This is a genomic window from Bacillus sp. FMQ74 (assembly GCF_001875785.1).
GTDB lineage: Bacteria > Bacillota > Bacilli > Bacillales > Bacillaceae > Bacillus > Bacillus stercoris.
On sequence record NZ_MOEO01000001.1, the window covers coordinates 602,376 to 621,219 of the forward strand.

Below are 18,844 nucleotides of genomic sequence, written 5' to 3' on the forward strand. Positions count from 1 at the left end.
TTTTTTCTATACATTTAAAAAGTGTTGTTCATCCTCGTCATAGCGAATCGGTGCATGTCCGTATTCCTGCAGGTCAAACTCGGTTCTCAGCGGCTCTTCTATCGGCAGGCTGTAAATTCTGCTTGCTTTTATGTCCAGATCGAGAGCTGGATGGGAGAAAGAGGACAGTTTGCTGACAAGCGGAACAGATAGCGCTTTTTTCTTTTCGGATAAATAAGCCTGTCCTTTTTTTGTCATGCCGAGAAGCCTGATATACGGCACCTTATCGTCGTCAAGAAGCTTTTTTATATCCTTTTTTTTTGTTCTGGTTAAAATATGCGTATTCATCCGCTGGAGCCTTGTCCATGTATAACGTTTCGTTTTCAGCAGCTCCATATATTCCTGATAGGAGCTGGCTTTTCTGATCGAACGAAGAATTCTGTGCTCTAAACCTTCCTTCACCTCGTATATTTGCTGTAATTCCTGTGCTGTTACAGTTGAAAGGCTGTATTTTAAGTAAGAAAAGTAGCTCTCAGGTGTATGCCACAATCCGAAAGATTTGCGGTAAGCTGCTAATTCCCGCGCAGATGCCGAAGGGAGAAAACGAAGGCAGGCTTCGAGATTCTGACCAGTCATCGCTTTTCTGATGCTTGTGGCGCTTGCGATATGGCTTTCGCCTTCAGGGAGATTGGCATCATGATAGTCCGAAGAGATGCGTGCCGTGGTATAAGGTTTCATAGGATATCCCCCGGTTAGAATCGAAGTCACATACTGGTATCCCAAAATGTTATTTGGTTTTGACAAGTCAAGTGCGCTTTCGGTATGCAAAATGGAGCTGAAGGCGCTAGCCGCCGCTGTTGGGTAACTCGTCCCCGTTTTAAGTTCTTCTTTAATTCGGTCATCAAATGTATGTTTATGCTCATCAATAAGCTGTGCTGTTTCTAAAAACGGCTTGATATCCCCATTTTCACTCCCGAAAAACAGCGCCTCACATTCAAGTTCGTTCAGGATGGAAACACTGCCGCGTGCAAAAATGTCCGCTTTTTGCACGGCATAAAGATAAGGCAGCTCAATAACAAGATCAACTCCGCTTTGCAGCGCCATTTTTGTTCGGGTCCATTTTGACACAACAGCCGGTTCCCCACGCTGTAAAAAATGCCCGCTCATCACCGCGACAGCCGTGTCGCATCCGGTTTGCCGCTTTGCTGTTTGGGCATGATAAAGGTGACCGTTATGAAAGGGATTATATTCAACCACCAATCCGACAGCTTTCATATTTTTTCCGCCTTTCTTGCTATGTTTAAAAACGTATGGTACATTTGCAAATGAAAACTCTTACGCCTTATTTTTGTTTTAAGTGTATGCATAGCATATTCCGCTGTCAACGATACTTGGATGCCAGCATTATGCTGTAAAGAAAAAATATTGACAAAAACAATCTTAAAAGCTATAATCATGTTTGTTGCTTTCCTGAGGTGATACAAATGAAATGGACGATTTATCAGCTGCATCAAATGCCAAAACAAAGTTTTGAATTTGATGAAACAGTTGAGTTAAATGAGCTGACAAAGCTGAATTCTGACATTCGCCGCATTTCTCCCGTCCGGGTGAAGGGCAGAGCGGATATCAAATCCAAACAGGTTTCGTTTGATTTTACAATTTCAGGCGAAATGATTTTGCCATGCTCAAGAACACTCGTTGATGTCCCGTATCCATTTGAAATTTCAACAAAAGAACTGTTTATATTTCATCACACGGATGATATAGAAGATGATGACGTTCACATTGTTGAGGACGATACTATCGACTTAACTCCGATCGTGAAAGAAGAAATTCTTTTAGAAATCCCTATGCAAATCTTTTGTGAATCTGAACAAGAAAAAGGAGCTGCTCCTCAAGAAGGAAAGGATTGGCAAGTCATTTCGGAAGAAGACAAGAAGAAACAAGTTGATCCGAGACTTGCAGCCCTCGAAAAGCTCTTAAAACAAGATGATGAATCTTAACTCTTTAAGGAGGTGGGAATAATGGCTGTACCTTTTAGAAGAACTTCTAAAATGAAGAAAAGATTGCGCCGTACACATTTCAAACTTAATGTACCTGGTATGACAGAATGTCCGTCATGCGGAGAGATGAAGTTGTCTCACCGTGTATGCAAAGCATGCGGATCATACAACGGCAAAGACATAAATGTAAAAAGTAACTAATAAGAAAAGCGCGGGGTGAAAGCCCTGCGCTTTTTCTTTTTCTCTTCCTGTCAGCTTGCGGAAAATTTGTGAGTGCAAATAGTCTATCTAATCTATTACCGGCATATGTATGAGATAAATAAGCTGACATGGAGGGAGATTGAATTTGACCATTACAAGACAAGATGCTTGGACTCAGGATGAGGATTTGCTGCTGGCAGAAGTGGTGCTTCGTCATATTCGAGAGGGAGGAACACAGCTTTCCGCCTTTGAAGAGGTAGGAAGGGCGCTGACCAGAACCGCGGCAGCCTGTGGTTTCAGGTGGAACTCGTATGTGAGAAAACAATACCAGTCAGGTATAGAGCTTGCAAAAAAGCAAAGGAAAGAACTGAGAAAGCAAATCGGCGTTCATTCGGTCAATATGCCGAATTCCATGAAGCAGACTGCCTCGGCATCGTCAGAAGGAAAACGAGATTTGTCCATTCAGGATGTCATTCAATTTCTCGAACAATTCAAAGAAGCACCGTCTGCACAAGAATTTCAGCTTGAAAGGGAAAAATTGAAGGAGCAAATCCAATCGCTGCAAAAAGAGCTTGAGGATTTGCGGAGTGAAAATCAGACATTGCGGAATCAGCTAGAGATGACAGAAGAGGATTACAAGGCACTGATCGATATCATGGATCGGGCCAGAAAAATGGTTGTTTCGAAGGAAGACGGAAGAATGAAAAAAGCGGCTCAAGAAACATAATGAAACGCCTGAAATGAACCGGCCCTATAGTAAGAATAGGCCGGTTGTTTTGATTTCTATGCAGACTCTCCCGGTGTCATTTCGTGATCCATATCAGGATGCCAGATGAGCGGGTTTTCCCCTTTGTCCCGCGCCATATCATACTTAACAGTTTTAAAGTTCATTTTATTCCAAAATTCCGCTGATTTCATTCTCGGATTTGTCCGGATCGGCATTTTGAATGATTTTGCAAATTCAACCAAGGCTCTCCCGTATCCCCTGTTCTGGTAGCCCGGAAGAACCTCAAGCTTCCACAGCTCCAAATAATCCTGGCGGTTGTCAAAATAGGGATTCGATTTGCCGTTAACTTGATACAGACTCATTCGTGCTACAAGTTTATCGCCAAAATAAATCCCGTAAAAAGGCGAGGTGCTGTCATTTTCAATAATATTATCCTGAAGATCTTCAAGCATTGAAAGCTCCTGAATGCCGTATTCTTTGAATTTCTTGAATTCTTCCAGCGTTTTATAGTTGATAAGCAGACGTTCTACCTTTGTCAAACCAATCTCCCCCTTTGTTGTTTCTACATATATTGTAAACGCTTTATTTAAAAAATCCAAATATTTAAACTTTAATTTTAAGCACATGGGATCTTTGAGAAGTAATTTCTGCTTACTTCTGCTATGATAATATGTAAATGCTAAATTGGGTGTGACATCATGAAAATTGGAATTATCGGCGGAGGCTCCGTCGGTCTTTTATGCGCCTATTATTTGTCACTTGATCACGATGTGACTGTTGTGACGAGGCGGCAGGAACAGGCTGCGGCCATTCAGTCTGAAGGGATCTGGCTTTATAAAGGCGGGGAGGAATTTAGCGCTGATTGCAGTGCAGACACGCATATCAATTCGGATTTCGACCTGCTTGTCGTGACAGTGAAGCAGCATCAGCTTCAGTCTGTTTTTCCGTCGCTTGAACGGATCGGGAAAACGAATATATTATTTTTGCAAAACGGCATGGGCCATATCCACAACTTAAAAGACTGGCACGTTGGCCACTCCATTTATGTTGGAATCGTTGAGCACGGAGCTGTAAGAAAATCGGATACAGCTGTTGATCATACAGGCCTAGGTGCGATAAAATGGAGCGCGTTCGATGCTGAACCAGATCGGCTGAACATCTTGTTCCAGCATAACCACTCGGATTTTCCGATTTGTTATGAGACGGATTGGTACCGTCTGCTGACGGGTAAGCTGATTGTAAATGCGTGTATTAATCCTTTAACTGCGTTATTGCAGGTGAAAAATGGAGACCTGCTGACAACGCCAGCTTATCTGGCTTTTATGAAGCTGGTATTTCAGGAGGCATGCCGCATTTTAAGGCTTGAAAACGAAGAAGAGGCTTGGGAACGGGTTCAGACCGTTTGCAGACTAACGAAAGAAAATCGCTCTTCAATGCTGGTTGACGTCATTGAAGGCCGGCAGACGGAAGCTGACGCCATCATCGGATACTTATTGAAGGAAGCAAGTCTTCACGGAATTGATGCCGTCCATCTAGCGTTTTTATACGGCAGCATCAAAGCATTGGAGCGAAATACAAACAAAGTCTTTTGAGCTTTTTCGGTAACATGCTATACTCATTTCGGATAACTAACTATTTATTGGAGAAAGGAAGTTCTAGAAGATGCAGCTAACTGAACTTTCCATCAAAAATCAGAATGTGTTTGTACAGCACTATATAGATGGCAAAGAAGAAATGTCTTCTTTTTTTGATTACAGCATTCATCATAAGGGCATGTGGCGCGAAAGACTGCAAGACTTATCTTCCCGGTTTTTCGCAAGAGAGGAATTGGTGGCGTACTTATCCTCTTACCATAATAAATTCGGTTCAAGTGCGATGCAGTCTGCTATTGAGAAGCTGAAGGACCCTTCAAGTGCCGCTGTAGTCGGCGGACAGCAGGCAGGACTTTTAACAGGACCGCTTTACACCATACATAAAATCATTTCAATCATTGTTTTAGCAAAGCAACAAGAAAAGGAACTGCAAGTGCCTGTCATACCGATCTTCTGGGTGGCCGGAGAAGACCACGATTTGGATGAGATTAATTTTGTTCATATTTCTGAAGAGAATGGTCCTATGAAAAAAAAGCTGTCTCAGTCTTATTGGAAGAAGTCATCAGCAGCGAGCACAACGCTTGACCAGGAAAAGTGTGCCGCGTGGATAGATGATGTGTTTGCCGCTTTTGAAGAAACAGACCACACGAATTTACTTCTTGACAATGTGAAACGATGTTTACGAGAATCTGTTACGTTTACTGACTTCTTTGAGCTGCTGATCGCGGATCTGTTCCAAGAGGAGGGCTTAGTTTTATTAAATTCTGGAGATCCTGGGATTAAAAAGCTGGAAACGGCCATGTTCCAAAAGATTCTTCGAGAAAATGATGAACTCGCCCGCGCTGTATCAGATCAGCAGGCCTTCATGCGTCAAGCAGGCTACAAACCGATTATCGAGTCCGGAAAAGAGCAGGCGAATCTGTTTTATGAATATGAAGAAGAGCGTTTCTTAATTGAAAAAGATAACGGGCGATTTGTCATCAAAGAGCTTGACCTAGGATGGACGATGGATGAACTTCATACACATATGGAAGAACATCCAGAGCGCTTCAGCAACAATGTTGTAACGAGACCATTAATGCAGGAATTTCTCATTCCGACTTTAGCATTTATTGCAGGGCCTGGAGAAATTAACTATTGGGGTGAACTCAAACAGGCTTTTGCGGTGATGGGCTTCAAAATGCCTCCTGTCATGCCAAGGCTGAACATTACGATACTTGAGCGGCATATTGAGAAAAAACTGTCTGAACGGAATATCTCGTTACAAGACGCGATTGAGCGCGGAACGGAGAATCAAAGAGAGACATACTTCGAGCGCCAGATTCCGGAAGAGTTTACGGCGGTGATGGATCAAGCGAGAAGCCAAATTGAAGCGATTCACAAAACGGTCCGGCAGGAGGCGTTAAAGGTTGATCAAAGCATGGAACCTTTACTCCTGAAAAATGCCGCTTTTATTCAGGATCAGCTTCAATTCTTAGAGCGCACGGTGACGAAGCGAATTGAGGAAAAAGAGGGCTACGTCTTGAAGGATTATGAGAGAATTCAAAATAGCATTAAGCCGCTTCTTGCGCCGCAAGAACGGATTTGGAATATCATGTATTATTTGAACAGGTACGGTCCAAAATTCTTCACGACATTCAAGAATCTGCCATTTTCTTTTCAAAATCAACATCAAGTTGTCAAACTTTGAAATAAAGTTTTAAAGAACCCTGAATAGTTCAGGGTTTTTTTTTATGGGTAAACAGTGTAAAATGAAGTTGTGGAGCGAAGTGGTGAATAGTGGTGAGTTAAGGAGAGAAAGTGGGGCAAGAGATCATGTTTATGGGTGAATATCAGCATACCATCGATGCGAAAGGCCGCATGATCGTACCCGCTAAATTCAGAGAAGGCCTAGGTGAGCAATTTGTGCTGACTAGAGGACTCGACCAATGTCTCTTCGGCTACCCTATGCACGAATGGAAACAAATTGAAGAAAAACTAAAAGCTCTTCCTCTCACAAAGAAAGATGCCCGCGCGTTTACCCGTTTCTTCTTTTCAGGGGCGACTGAATGCGAACTGGACAAGCAAGGCAGGGTAAATATCGCATCATCTCTATTGAATTACGCCAAACTGGAAAAAGAATGTGTTGTTATCGGGGTTTCTAATCGAATTGAATTGTGGAGTAAAGTAATTTGGGAACAATACACAGAAGAGCAAGAAGATTCATTTGCTGAAATTGCTGAAAACATGATTGGGTTTGATATATAATGATTCTTCGTGTATAACACTCTAAAAACAATTTCAATTCATCCTGATAAAAGGTGGGACCAACACAAAATGTTTCAACACAAGACAGTACTTCTTCGTGAAACCGTAGACGGACTCAATATTAAACCGGACGGTACATATGTAGACTGCACACTCGGCGGAGCTGGGCACAGTACATATTTATTGCAGCAGTTATCCGAGAAAGGGCGTTTAATCGCTTTTGACCAAGATGATATGGCATTACAGCATGCGAAAGAAGCGTTGTCCGATTATAAAGGGCAGCTTATTCTGATTAAAAGCAATTTCAGGTATTTAAAAGAATGTTTGAATGAACAAGGTATTAGAGAAGTAGACGGTATTTTATTTGATTTAGGGGTGTCCTCTCCGCAGCTGGATACACCGGAGCGCGGATTCAGTTACCATCATGACGCACCGTTGGACATGAGGATGGACCAGTCGGCTACGCTTACGGCGAAAGAAGTCGTTAATGAGTGGCGCTATGAGGATCTCGTCCGTATTTTCTTTAAATACGGAGAAGAGAAGTTCAGTAAACAAATCGCCAGAAAAATTGAGGAGGCAAGAATGAAGTCTCCTATTCAAACTACGGGCCAACTGGTCGATCTAATAAAAGACGCGATTCCCGCTCCAGCGAGAAGGAGCGGGGGACATCCCGCTAAACGCGTGTTTCAGGCAATCAGAATTGCCGTGAACGATGAACTTAGGGTGTTTGAAGAAGCTTTGGAGCAGGCAATTGAGGTTCTGAAGCCAGGGGGCAGGGTATCAGTCATTACCTTCCACTCGCTAGAAGACAGAATTTGCAAAACCACTTTTAAAGAAAAGTCGTCGCTTCCGGAACTTCCTCCGGGTCTTCCTGTTATACCGGAAGAGTTTGAGCCGGAGCTGAAGCTCATCACACGAAAACCGATTACGGCATCTCAAGAAGAGCTTGAAGAGAACAACCGGGCCCGTTCTGCCAAGCTTCGGATTGCTGAAAAAAGAAAATAACGAAACGCGAATGTAAAATTAAAAGGAGGTCATCAGCCTATGAGCAATTTAGCTTACCAACCAGAGAAACAGCAGCGGCATGCAATCAGTCCTGAGAAAAAAGTGATTGTCAAAAAAAGGGCTTCCATTACTCTCGGAGAAAAAGTGCTTCTTGTCCTCTTTGCTGCGGCGGTGCTCAGCGTATCGCTTTTGATCGTATCGAAGGCATATGCGGCATATCAAACCAATATTGAGGTGCAAAAGCTTGAGGAGCAAATTTCATCCGAAAATAAGCAAATTGGTGACCTCGAAAAAAGCGTTGCTGATTTAAGCAAACCGCAGCGTATTATGGACATTGCGAAAAAGAACGGCTTGAATTTAAAAGATAAAAAAGTGAAAAACATACAGGAATGATTCAAATGCCAAAAAAGAATAAATTTATGAATAGAGGAGCAGCGATTCTAAGTATTTGTTTCGCTCTCTTTTTCTTTGTCATCCTAGGGAGAATGGCATATATTCAAATAACCGGAAAAGCGGACGGTGAAGTGCTTGCGACAAAAGCGACAGAGCAGCATGAAAAGAAACGGACCATCGAGGCAAGCCGCGGCTCGATTTTAGACCGAAACGGAAAAGTGATTGCTGAGGACACCGCAACGTATAAGCTGATTGCGATTCTCGATAAAAAAATGACCACTGATGTCAAGCATCCTCAGCATGTCGTAAACAAAGAAAAAACGGCGGAAGTGCTGTCTAAAGTGATAAACATGGATAAAGCTGATATCCTTGATATCTTAAATAAAGATGCAAAACAAGTCGAATTTGGCTCAGCGGGCCGGGATATTACGTATTCACAAAAGCAAAAAATTGAAAAAATGAAACTCCCAGGTATTTCATTTTTACGTGATACAAAACGCTACTATCCAAACGGTGTATTTGCATCTAATCTAATCGGCTATGCCGAGGTTGATCAGGACACAAATGAAATTTCCGGCGCGATGGGATTAGAAAAAGTGCTGGATAAGTATTTGAAGGAGCGGGACGGATATGTGACATATGAAAGCGACAAATCCGGCTGGGAGCTCCCAAACAGCAAAAACAAAATTACCGCGCCAAAAAATGGTGACAATGTATATTTAACCATTGACCAGAAAATTCAAACCTTTTTGGAAGACAGCATGACAAAAGTGGCGCAAAAGTATAATCCGAAAAAAATCATGGCCGCAGTCGTTGATCCGAAAACGGGCAAAGTGCTTGCTATGGGACAGCGCCCAAGCTTTGATCCGAACAAGCGCGATGTGACAAACTACTATAATGATTTGATTTCATATGCGTATGAACCCGGATCAACGATGAAGATCTTTACACTCGCTGCTGCGATGCAGGAAAACGTGTTTAATGCGAACGAACAATATAAGTCAGGAACATTTGAAGTTGGCGGAGCACCTGTTAGGGACCATAATGGAGGCGTTGGCTGGGGGCCAACAACATATCATGACGGCGTCCTAAGATCGTCAAATGTTGCATTTGCGAAACTGGCGAAAGAAAAGCTGGGATATGACCGCCTCAATCAATATTTACACAAATTCAATTTTTACCAGAAAACAGGTATTGATTTGCCCGGAGAAGTCTCCAGTAAAATCAACTTTAAATATGAATTTGATAAGGCGTCAACCGCATACGGCCAAGCGTCTGCGGTCACACCAATTCAGCAGCTTCAGGCCGCAACGGCAATTGCGAATGACGGCAAAATGATGAAACCTTATGTGATTGACCATATCGTTGATCCCGATAAAGATAAAACTATTTATCAAAATAAGCCGGAATCAGCCGGAACTCCAATTTCTGCAAGCACTGCGAAAAAGGTGCGGGATATATTGGGAGAAGTCGTTACATCGAAGATCGGAACAGGGCAAGCATATAAAATCGAAGGTTTTGATGTTGCCGGGAAAACAGGTACTGCGCAAATAGCCGGTAAAGGCGGATATTTAGACGGTACAGATAACTATATCTTTTCGTTTATGGGTATGGCTCCAAAAGATGATCCTGAGCTTTTAATTTATGTTGCTGTACAGCAGCCGAAGTTAAAAGCAGGACAGAGCAGTTCAGAACCAGTTTCTGAAATCTTCAACCCAACAATGAAAAACAGCCTGCACTACCTAAACATAGAACCAACTGAAAAATCTGACTCAGATAAGGAAGAAACAAAAGCGCAGAAGATGCCTGATTTAACAGATCAAACCGTAACTGCTGCTCAAAAGAAAGCAAAAGAAGAGAATCTCACACCGATTGTCATCGGCAGTGATGTCGCTGTAAAAGAACAGTACCCGGCAGCGGATGAGGAAGTTCTGACCAATCAGAAGGTTTTCCTGAAAACGGGCGGCAAAATCAAAATGCCTGATATGACAGGGTGGTCGAGAAGAGAGGTTCTTCAATACGGCGAGCTCGCGGGAATTCATATTGAAGTAAACGGCCAAGGCTATGCTGTCAGCCAAAGCGTTAAGAAAGACAAAGAAATAAAAGACAAAACCGTGATCAAGGTTAAGTTTAAAAATCCTGATTAAAAAGAAAGCTTGCGTTATGCAGGCTTTCTTTTTTTATGCCTTCAGAGGAGCATCGTTCTACCTGTCCAATTTCAGGCATAAAATGAAACAAGCCTAAATAAGGAGTGAACGGTCTCTTGCGCGTCTCGAATGTAACGGTTAGAAAACGTTTATTATTTGTTTTGCTTTTTGGCGTGATCGTGTTTCTGATCATTGATACAAGGCTGGGGTATGTTCAGTTTGTGATGGGCGAAAAACTGACTTCGCTGGCGAAAGATTCCTGGAGCCGTAACTTGCCGTTTGAACCGGAGAGAGGCGAGATTCTGGATCGGAACGGTGTGAAGCTCGCAACAAACAAAAGTGCGCCGACCGTATTCGTCGTGCCGCGCCAAGTTCAGAATCCGATGAAAACGAGCAAGCAGCTAGCGGCGGTGCTCAACATGTCAGAAGAAAAAGTCTATAAACATGTGACAAAAAAAGCGTCAATCGAAAAGATCACTCCTGAAGGGAGAAAAATTTCAAATGAGAAGGCGAAGGAAATCAAAGCGCTTGATTTAAAAGGTGTGTATGTTGCGGAGGACAGTATCCGTCATTACCCGTTCGGCAGCTTTTTATCTCATGTGCTTGGATTTGCAGGAATTGACAACCAAGGGCTCCTTGGACTGGAAGCCTATTACGATGATGATCTAAAAGGAGAAAAAGGTTCTGTTAAGTTTTATACAGATGCCAAGGGGAAGAAGATGCCTGATGAAGCGGACGACTATACGCCGCCTAAGGATGGGCTTGATATGAAGCTGACAGTTGATTCAAAGGTTCAGACGATAATGGAAAGAGAGCTTGATAACGCTGAGGCCAAATATCATCCGGATGGCATGATTGCCGTAGCCATGAATCCGAAAAACGGAGAAATCCTGGGGATGGCTAGCAGGCCTGACTTTGACCCAGCTGATTATCAATCAGTCGATCCGTCCGTCTACAACCGAAATCTGCCGGTATGGAGCACGTATGAACCGGGATCTACCTTTAAAATCATTACGCTTGCAGCAGCCCTTGAAGAGCAAAAAGTTAATTTGAAACGGGATCAATTTTATGATAAGGGTCATGCGGAAGTGGACGGAGCGAGACTGCGGTGCTGGAAAAGAGGCGGGCATGGGCTGCAGACGTATCTAGAAGTTGTGCAGAACTCCTGCAACCCGGGGTTTGTTGAATTGGGCGAGCGCTTAGGAAAGGAAAAGCTTTTCAAATATATCAAAGACTTTGGTTTTGGACAAAAAACGGGGATTGATCTTCAAGGCGAGGGAACAGGCATCTTATTCCCGCTTGACAGAGTGGGCCCGGTGGAGCAAGCAACTACGGCTTTCGGACAGGGAGTATCTGTCACGCCGATTCAGCAGGTTGCAGCCGTATCTGCCGCTGTAAACGGAGGTACGCTCTACACACCTTATATCGCGAAGGAATGGATCGATCCTGTTACGAAGAAAACGGTCAAAAAACAATCACCAATCGCAAAGAAACAAGTCATTTCTGAAGAAACATCCAAACAAATCCGCTATGCTCTAGAAAGCGTTGTCGCAGAAGGCACCGGCCGCAATGCATTTGTGGAAGGATATCGTGTCGGAGGAAAAACAGGAACGGCACAAAAGGTTAAAGATGGAAAATACCTTGAAAACAACCATATTGTATCATTTATCGGTTTCGCGCCCGCCGATGATCCGAGTCTAGTTGTCTACGTTGCGGTGGATAACCCGAAAGGCACAATTCAGTTTGGCGGAACGGTTGCAGCGCCTATTGTCGGGAGTATTATGAGAGACAGCCTGCCGGAACTTGGTGTAAAGCCCCGGAAAAATCAAATCGAGAAAAAATACCAATGGAACGACACAAAAACAATAGAAGTTCCGAATGTTGTAGGGATGTCTGTCTCAGATCTTGAGTCGCTATTGGTGAATCTCAATGTAGATGCTTCCGGGAAAGGAAGCAAAATCGTTAAACAATCGCCAGCTGCCGGAACGAAAGTAAAAGAGGGTTCGAAGATACGCGTGTATTTGACTGAAGAAGATGAAAAGGAGGCAGCCGATTGATTCGGGCTGCCTATTCTTTTATTGCAGAAAAAATGCTGATATCTTTCAAGATTAGCTGGATGTATCCTTTTATTTACGCTAAAATATGAACTGTATGCTTAAAATCATTACCACATCCTTTGATGTGACTTCAATGATAAAAAGAACGAATTAGAATGTTGAGAGGTTTGATACGATGAAACTTACAAAGCTGCTTACATACTTAACAACCGAACCTTCTGTAAACGACTCACAAGACCCTGAAATAACTTCAATTGAGATGGACTCCAGAGAAGTAAAGAAAGGGAGTCTTTTTGTATGTGTAAAAGGGTATACGGTGGATGGCCACGATTTTGCGCAAAAAGCAGTAGAAAACGGCGCAGCGGCTATTGTGGCAGAACGAGAGGTCGATGTGGATGTTCCTGTTATTATTGTCCGGCAGTCCCTTCGCGCGCTCAGCGTTTTGTCTGATGCGTTTTACGGACAGCCGACGAAGAAGCTCCAGCTGATCGGGATAACGGGGACAAACGGCAAAACATCAACGACCCATATGGTCGATGAGATCTTGAAAAAAGCGGGAAAACGCACAGGCTTGATCGGTACAATGTACATGAAAATCGGAGACGAAACACTTCCAGTGAAAAACACGACTCCGGAAAGCGTCACGCTGCAGAAAACGTTTAAGAAAATGAATGACAAGCACGTCGACACTGCTATCATGGAAGTTTCTTCCCACGCTTTGTCTTTAGGACGCGTTCACGGCTGTGATTATGATATTGCCGTGTTTACGAATTTAACGCAGGACCATCTGGACTATCATAAAACGATGGATGAGTACCGGCATGCAAAAAGCCTGCTCTTTTCGCAACTTGGCGGGGCTTTCAACCATGAACATCCAAAGCGTGCCGTACTGAATGCTGACGATGAGGCGAGCGCTTATTTTGAAAAGGTAACAGCAGCGCATATCTCTACATACGGCATTAAAAACAATGCTGACGTGATGGCGAAGAACATCAATATCACTGCGCAGGGCACAAGCTTTGATCTCGTGACAAACAAAGGCACGAAGCACATCACGATGTCTCTCGTCGGACAATTTAATGTGTATAACGTGCTGGCCGCTGTTGCGACATGCATTGCAGCAGGCATACCATTTGAAATCATCACTGAGGCTGTTGAAGAATTGCGTGGTGTAAGAGGACGTTTTGAATTGGTCAATCAGCAGCAGGAGTTTCCTGTCATTGTAGACTACGCGCACACACCTGACAGCCTTGAAAATGTGCTGGAGACATGCAGAGACATGACGGAAGGTAAGCTATTTGTCGTTGTCGGCTGCGGAGGAGACAGAGATAAGACGAAACGCCCGAAAATGGCTAAAATTGCTGTGGAGCTGGCTGACGAGCCGATTTTCACTTCAGATAACCCGAGAAGCGAAGATCCTCGCGCGATTTTAAGAGATATGGAAGCTGGAGTAGAGAACGCATACTATCACAGTATTGCAAACCGGGAGCAAGCGATCTTTTTCGCGATTGCCAATGCCAAAAAAGGCGATGTTGTCCTCATTGCAGGAAAAGGACATGAAACCTATCAGCAGATCGGAAATGAAACTTTCGATTTTGATGATGCTGAAGTAGCGGCGAGAGCTATTGTTGAACTCAATAAGAATAAGACGAATTCATAGGAAAGAGATGTTATTGAATAATGGAGCTTGAAAAGATTTTTCATATGGAAAAAAATCATGAATATGATAACTACGTATGTCGTTTGAAAGAAACAGGAGGAGAAAAGGACAATGCTTGAGCAAGTCATTCTGTTTACAATTTTAATGGGTTTTTTAATTAGTGTTCTGCTCTCTCCGATTCTTATTCCGTTTTTAAGAAGATTAAAATTCGGCCAGAGTATTAGAGAAGAAGGACCGAAATCACATCAGAAAAAATCAGGGACACCGACAATGGGCGGGGTTATGATTATACTTTCTATCATAGTGACAACAATTGTGATGACACAGAAGTTTTCAGAAATAAGCCCCGAAATGGTGCTGCTTCTGTTTGTGACGCTCGGCTATGGATTGCTTGGCTTTTTAGATGATTACATCAAGGTTGTCATGAAGCGAAACCTTGGATTGACATCAAAGCAAAAGCTGATCGGCCAGATTATTATTGCAGTTGTATTTTATGCTGTGTACCATTACTACAATTTTGCGACAGATATTCGCGTTCCTGGAACTGACTTATCATTTGATCTAGGCTGGGCTTACTTTATTCTGGTGCTCTTTATGCTTGTCGGCGGATCAAATGCAGTTAACCTGACTGACGGCCTTGACGGCTTATTATCCGGTACTGCGGCGATTGCCTTTGGCGCCTTTGCCATTCTGGCATGGAATCAGTCTCAATATGACGTAGCGATTTTCTCAGTGGCCGTTGTCGGCGCAGTTCTGGGCTTCCTTGTATTTAATGCTCATCCGGCCAAAGTTTTTATGGGAGATACGGGATCGCTTGCATTGGGAGGAGCCATCGTTACCATTGCCATTTTAACGAAATTAGAGATCCTGCTGGTTATCATCGGCGGTGTATTCGTTATCGAGACATTATCCGTTATTCTGCAGGTTATCAGCTTTAAAACGACAGGTAAACGAATTTTCAAAATGAGTCCGCTTCATCACCATTACGAGCTTGTCGGCTGGTCTGAATGGAGAGTAGTCGTGACGTTTTGGGCTGCGGGACTGTTGCTTGCCGTTTTAGGAATTTACATCGAGGTGTGGTTATAAGTGGAAAATGATCAATTTTTACAGAATCAGCATTTTTTAATCCTTGGGCTTGCGAAAAGCGGGTATGCGGCGGCCTCCATTCTTCATGAAAAAGGCAGTTATGTTGCAGTCAATGACCAAAAGCCTTTTGAAGAAAACGAACCGGCACAAAAGCTCTCTGAAAAAGGAATCGAAGTGGTTTGCGGAGAGCATTCAGTTTCTCTGTTCGATCAGCATAAAATCACAATTCTGATCAAAAACCCGGGAATTCCTTATGAAAACATTATGGTTCAGGAAGCAGAGAAAAGAGGCATTCCGGTCTGGACGGAAATTGAGCTCGCTTACTACCTGACAAACGCCAAGTTTATCGGAATTACCGGATCGAACGGCAAAACAACCACGACAACGCTGATTTACGAAATGCTCAAAGCTGACTCACAAAAAGCACTGATTGCCGGAAACATCGGCACAGTCGCAAGTGAGGTTGCCTATCATGCTGATGGGGATGAATGGATCGTTACTGAACTGTCTTCGTTTCAGCTGATGGGAACACACGCTTTCAGACCGGAAATCAGCCTGATTTTAAATGTATTTGACGCCCATCTAGATTATCACCATACGCGAGAAAACTATGAAAAAGCGAAACAGAAAGTGTATCTTCATCAGACTGCTTCAGATAAAGCCATTGTCAACCAAGATGATGACACGGTTGTGCGTCTTGCTGAAGCCGGAAAAGCCGAAATCGTCCCATTTTCAGTCAGCAAAACGCTTGAACAGGGCGCATATGTAAAAGGCAGTATGATTATGTTTAACGGCGAAGCCATTCTTCCTCTGGAAGAGGTTGTGCTGCCCGGCGCTCATAACCTGGAGAACATTTTAGCAGCGATTGCAGTTGTGAAAACGGCAGGTGCGTCCAATGAGGCGGTTAAAAAGGTGCTGACAAGCTTTACTGGCGTGAAGCACCGCCTCCAATATGTGACAACAGTGAATGGCCGCAAATTTTATAACGACAGTAAAGCAACAAACATTTTGGCGACAAGCAAGGCGCTTTCAGCTTTCGATAAGCCGGTCATTCTGCTTGCGGGCGGACTGGATCGCGGAAATGGTTTTGATGACTTGAAACCTTATATGAAGCATGTCAAAGCAGTGCTTACATTTGGCCAGACGGCGCCAAAACTCGAGAAACTCGGCAATGAGCTGGGAATACAACATGTCAAACGTGTCGATAATGTTGAACAAGCAGTATCTGCGGCGTTTGCGATCTCAAATGAAGGAGATGTCATCCTGCTGTCACCCGCGTGTGCGAGCTGGGATCAATTCAAAACATTTGAAGAACGCGGTGACATGTTTATAGATGCCGTGCATATGCTTAAGTAAGGGCTTGTCTTGAAGTAAATCGGCAGCCCTAATGACTTTAAGCTTGGGGTGTCGATTGCTTTGACTACTAAAAAAACATCGCCTGATTTGTTATTGGTCATCATTACGTTATTATTATTAACAATCGGATTAATTATGGTGTACAGTGCGAGTGCGGTATGGGCGGATTATAAATTTGACGACTCATTCTTTTTCGCGAAACGGCAGCTTTTGTTTGCGGGGATCGGCGTCATTGCTATGTTTTTTATCATGAATGTCGATTATTGGACTTGGAGGACATGGTCCAAATTGCTGATGGTTATCTGCTTTTTCCTTCTGGTGCTTGTTTTGATACCGGGCGTCGGAATGGTGCGGAACGGTTCAAGAAGCTGGATCGGAGTCGGAGCATTCAGCATACAGCCTTCAGAGTTTATGAAGCTTGCGATGATTGCATTCCTTGCTAAATTTCTCTCTGAAAAACAAAAAAACATCACATCGTTCAGACGGGGGTTCGTCCCTGCACTTGGTATCGTGTTTTCAGCATTTTTGATTATTATGTGCCAGCCTGACCTTGGAACGGGGACAGTAATGGTCGGAACTTGTATTGTCATGATTTTTGTAGCCGGCGCGCGGATCGCCCATTTCGTCTTTCTCGGGCTGATCGGCCTTAGCGGATTTGTCGGGCTCGTACTATCGGCTCCATATCGGATTAAGCGGATTACCTCATACTTAAATCCATGGGAAGATCCGCTCGGAAGCGGCTTTCAGATCATTCAATCGCTTTATGCAGTAGGGCCCGGTGGATTGTTCGGAATGGGGCTCGGACAAAGCAGACAGAAGTTCTTTTATCTGCCTGAGCCGCAAACAGACTTTATTTTCGCCATCTTGTCAGAGGAGCTGGGCTTTATCGGGGGAACACTTATTTTGCTCCTCTTCAGCGTCCTGCTTTGGAGAGGAATCAGAATTGCGCTTGGTGCGCCTGATCTGTACGGAAGCTTTGTCGCAGTCGGTATTATTTCAATGATTGCCATTCAAGTCATGATCAATATCGGCGTAGTCACAGGCCTGATTCCGGTAACAGGCATCACGCTCCCGTTTCTGAGCTACGGAGGCTCTTCATTGACTCTGATGCTGATGGCAGTCGGGGTGCTGCTGAATGTAAGCCGCTACTCGAGGTATTAACGAATGTTTTGCCAAGCGCCCTGTCTAACAGGAAGCTAGGAAACAATTGATGCGATAACCCTGTCCAACAAAACAGGGTTATCGTTATGTTATAGAGAAACTTAGACTGGGGGAAAAGATATGCGAATTGCAATAAGCGGAGGCGGTACAGGAGGACATATTTATCCTGCGCTTGCTTTTATTAAAGAAGTGCAAAGACGTCATCCTAATGTGGAATTTTTATATATCGGAACAGAAAACGGGCTGGAGAAAAAAATTGTTGAGCGGGAGAATATACCGTTTCGGTCAATTGAAATTACAGGATTTAAAAGAAAGCTGTCATTTGAAAACGTCAAGACCGTGATGCGTTTTCTAAAGGGCGTCAAAAAGAGCAAATCATATTTAGCGGAATTTAAGCCCGATGCCGTAATTGGAACGGGCGGTTATGTATGCGGGCCGGTTGTCTATGCCGCTGCGAAAATGGGAATTCCGACTATTGTCCATGAACAAAACAGCCTGCCGGGCATCACGAATAAGTTTCTTTCAAAATATGTTAATAAAGTAGCGATTTGTTTTGAAGAAGCGAAATCACATTTTCCTAGCGAGAAAGTTGTATTTACGGGAAACCCGAGAGCCTCTGAAGTCGTCTCAATAGAGACGGGCCGATCAATGGCTGAATTTGGGCTTTCTAAAGAGAAAAAAACGGTCTTAATTTTCGGCGGAAGCCGAGGCGCTGCACCGATTAACCGCGCTGTCATTGACATGCAGGATGCGCTGAAAACAAGAGACTACCAAGTGCTGTATATAACCGGTGAAGTTCACTATGAAAAAGTAATGAATGAGCTGAAAAGCAAGGGTGCAGCTGATAATATGGTCACAAAGCCGTTTCTTCATCAAATGCCGGAGTATTTAAAGGCCATTGATGTCATTGTGGCCAGAGCCGGTGCGACTACGATTGCCGAAATTACTGCACTTGGAATTCCAAGTGTTCTGATCCCGAGTCCGTACGTGACAGCGAACCACCAGGAGGTCAATGCGAGATCTCTCGCCCAGCATGATGCGGCGATTGTACTGAAAGAAACAGAGCTCAGCGGGGAGAAGCTGATTGAAGCGCTAGACCGGGTTGTACTGAATGAGCAAACGTTAAAGGAAATGAGCGAACGAACAAAGTCACTCGGTGTTCCTGACGCGGCTGCCCGTCTATACAGCGTACTCGAGGAATTGAAAAAATAATAGAAAAGCAAATGGAAT

18 protein-coding genes are annotated in these 18,844 nt (G+C 43.7%); 15 read left to right on the forward strand and 3 right to left on the reverse strand.

The annotated features are described in order from the left end of the window. Positions 1-6: 6 nt before the first annotated feature. The gene (locus tag BLL41_RS03265) at positions 7-1,254 is read right to left on the reverse strand and encodes a nucleotidyltransferase (protein WP_071576782.1); all 1,248 of its coding nucleotides are present in this window, start codon (positions 1,252-1,254) and stop codon (positions 7-9) included. After that, complete coding sequence (locus BLL41_RS03270; RefSeq protein WP_071576783.1) at positions 1,251-1,436, reverse strand: hypothetical protein; 186 nt, start codon at positions 1,434-1,436, stop codon at positions 1,251-1,253. The genes BLL41_RS03265 and BLL41_RS03270 overlap by 4 nt, the downstream gene beginning before the upstream one ends. A gap of 27 nt (positions 1,437-1,463) precedes the next feature. Here BLL41_RS03270 and BLL41_RS03275 point away from each other — a divergent pair, with 27 nt between their 5' ends. The 3 genes from BLL41_RS03275 (at position 1,464) to gerR (ending at position 2,910) form a co-directional block, all read left to right on the forward strand. After that, entirely contained in the window at positions 1,464-1,982 is a 519-nt protein-coding gene (locus tag BLL41_RS03275; protein ID WP_069837491.1) for a YceD family protein, read from the forward strand. A 21-nt stretch (positions 1,983-2,003) separates the two neighbouring features. Then, positions 2,004-2,183, forward strand: a complete 180-nt coding sequence (rpmF, locus tag BLL41_RS03280; protein ID WP_003154457.1) for a 50S ribosomal protein L32 — start codon at positions 2,004-2,006, stop codon at positions 2,181-2,183. 145 nt (positions 2,184-2,328) lie between these two features. Then, positions 2,329-2,910, forward strand: coding sequence for a sporulation-specific transcriptional regulator GerR (gene gerR / locus BLL41_RS03285; protein ID WP_015383592.1), 582 nt, complete (start codon positions 2,329-2,331; stop codon positions 2,908-2,910). A gap of 56 nt (positions 2,911-2,966) precedes the next feature. On the opposite strand, the gene BLL41_RS03290 is transcribed toward gerR, so the two are convergent. Further along, positions 2,967-3,449, reverse strand: a complete 483-nt coding sequence (locus BLL41_RS03290) for an N-acetyltransferase (protein ID WP_071576784.1) — start codon at positions 3,447-3,449, stop codon at positions 2,967-2,969. 159 nt (positions 3,450-3,608) lie between these two features. Here BLL41_RS03290 and BLL41_RS03295 point away from each other — a divergent pair, with 159 nt between their 5' ends. The 12 genes from BLL41_RS03295 (at position 3,609) to murG (ending at position 18,826) form a co-directional block, all read left to right on the forward strand. Continuing rightward, positions 3,609-4,502: a 2-dehydropantoate 2-reductase gene (locus tag BLL41_RS03295; protein ID WP_071576785.1), complete on the forward strand. Its 894-nt coding sequence runs from the start codon at positions 3,609-3,611 to the stop codon at positions 4,500-4,502. A gap of 70 nt (positions 4,503-4,572) precedes the next feature. After that, entirely contained in the window at positions 4,573-6,192 is a 1,620-nt protein-coding gene (gene bshC, locus BLL41_RS03300; protein WP_071576786.1) for a bacillithiol biosynthesis cysteine-adding enzyme BshC, read from the forward strand. A 125-nt stretch (positions 6,193-6,317) separates the two neighbouring features. Then, positions 6,318-6,749 (forward strand): division/cell wall cluster transcriptional repressor MraZ, encoded by a 432-nt coding sequence (mraZ, locus tag BLL41_RS03305; RefSeq protein WP_003221402.1) that lies wholly within the window; start codon positions 6,318-6,320, stop codon positions 6,747-6,749. 69 nt (positions 6,750-6,818) lie between these two features. After that, complete coding sequence (gene rsmH, locus BLL41_RS03310; protein WP_083427908.1) at positions 6,819-7,754, forward strand: 16S rRNA (cytosine(1402)-N(4))-methyltransferase RsmH; 936 nt, start codon at positions 6,819-6,821, stop codon at positions 7,752-7,754. 39 nt (positions 7,755-7,793) lie between these two features. Then, positions 7,794-8,147, forward strand: coding sequence for a cell division protein FtsL (ftsL, locus tag BLL41_RS03315; RefSeq protein ID WP_003232200.1), 354 nt, complete (start codon positions 7,794-7,796; stop codon positions 8,145-8,147). Between the two features lie 5 nt (positions 8,148-8,152). Next, a complete protein-coding gene (gene pbpB / locus BLL41_RS03320; protein ID WP_071576788.1) occupies positions 8,153-10,294 on the forward strand; it encodes a penicillin-binding protein 2B in 2,142 nt (713 codons plus the stop codon). A 116-nt stretch (positions 10,295-10,410) separates the two neighbouring features. Then, the gene (locus BLL41_RS03330) at positions 10,411-12,351 is read left to right on the forward strand and encodes a stage V sporulation protein D (protein WP_071576789.1); all 1,941 of its coding nucleotides are present in this window, start codon (positions 10,411-10,413) and stop codon (positions 12,349-12,351) included. A 175-nt stretch (positions 12,352-12,526) separates the two neighbouring features. Beyond that, positions 12,527-14,011 carry a UDP-N-acetylmuramoyl-L-alanyl-D-glutamate--2,6-diaminopimelate ligase gene (locus tag BLL41_RS03340; protein ID WP_014663884.1) on the forward strand — a complete coding sequence of 495 codons (1,485 nt, stop codon included), beginning with the start codon at positions 12,527-12,529 and terminating at the stop codon, positions 14,009-14,011. Between the two features lie 111 nt (positions 14,012-14,122). Continuing rightward, a complete protein-coding gene (gene mraY, locus BLL41_RS03350; protein WP_003238695.1) occupies positions 14,123-15,097 on the forward strand; it encodes a phospho-N-acetylmuramoyl-pentapeptide-transferase in 975 nt (324 codons plus the stop codon). Further along, positions 15,098-16,453 (forward strand): UDP-N-acetylmuramoyl-L-alanine--D-glutamate ligase, encoded by a 1,356-nt coding sequence (murD, locus tag BLL41_RS03355; protein ID WP_071576790.1) that lies wholly within the window; start codon positions 15,098-15,100, stop codon positions 16,451-16,453. A gap of 60 nt (positions 16,454-16,513) precedes the next feature. After that, positions 16,514-17,614, forward strand: a complete 1,101-nt coding sequence (gene spoVE / locus BLL41_RS03360) for a stage V sporulation protein E (protein WP_003244810.1) — start codon at positions 16,514-16,516, stop codon at positions 17,612-17,614. Positions 17,615-17,734: 120 nt separating this feature from the next. Beyond that, positions 17,735-18,826: an undecaprenyldiphospho-muramoylpentapeptide beta-N-acetylglucosaminyltransferase gene (gene murG, locus BLL41_RS03365; protein WP_071576791.1), complete on the forward strand. Its 1,092-nt coding sequence runs from the start codon at positions 17,735-17,737 to the stop codon at positions 18,824-18,826. Positions 18,827-18,844: the final 18 nt, after the last annotated feature.

Excerpts from the sequence above, each read along its gene's own strand:
- BLL41_RS03340 (WP_014663884.1), top strand. The coding sequence starts at position 12,527 with ATGAAACTTACAAAGCTGCTTACATACTTAACAACCGAACCTTCTGTA.
- BLL41_RS03265 (WP_071576782.1), bottom strand. The coding sequence starts at position 1,254 with ATGAAAGCTGTCGGATTGGTGGTTGAATATAATCCCTTTCATAACGGT.
- pbpB (WP_071576788.1), top strand. The coding sequence starts at position 8,153 with ATGCCAAAAAAGAATAAATTTATGAATAGAGGAGCAGCGATTCTAAGT.
- ftsL (WP_003232200.1), top strand. The coding sequence starts at position 7,794 with ATGAGCAATTTAGCTTACCAACCAGAGAAACAGCAGCGGCATGCAATC.
- BLL41_RS03295 (WP_071576785.1), top strand. The coding sequence starts at position 3,609 with ATGAAAATTGGAATTATCGGCGGAGGCTCCGTCGGTCTTTTATGCGCC.
- BLL41_RS03270 (WP_071576783.1), bottom strand. The coding sequence starts at position 1,436 with ATGATTATAGCTTTTAAGATTGTTTTTGTCAATATTTTTTCTTTACAG.
- rsmH (WP_083427908.1), top strand. The coding sequence starts at position 6,819 with ATGTTTCAACACAAGACAGTACTTCTTCGTGAAACCGTAGACGGACTC.
- mraZ (WP_003221402.1), top strand. The coding sequence starts at position 6,318 with ATGTTTATGGGTGAATATCAGCATACCATCGATGCGAAAGGCCGCATG.
- murG (WP_071576791.1), top strand. The coding sequence starts at position 17,735 with ATGCGAATTGCAATAAGCGGAGGCGGTACAGGAGGACATATTTATCCT.
- BLL41_RS03275 (WP_069837491.1), top strand. The coding sequence starts at position 1,464 with ATGAAATGGACGATTTATCAGCTGCATCAAATGCCAAAACAAAGTTTT.
- bshC (WP_071576786.1), top strand. The coding sequence starts at position 4,573 with ATGCAGCTAACTGAACTTTCCATCAAAAATCAGAATGTGTTTGTACAG.
- rpmF (WP_003154457.1), top strand. The coding sequence starts at position 2,004 with ATGGCTGTACCTTTTAGAAGAACTTCTAAAATGAAGAAAAGATTGCGC.
- mraY (WP_003238695.1), top strand. The coding sequence starts at position 14,123 with ATGCTTGAGCAAGTCATTCTGTTTACAATTTTAATGGGTTTTTTAATT.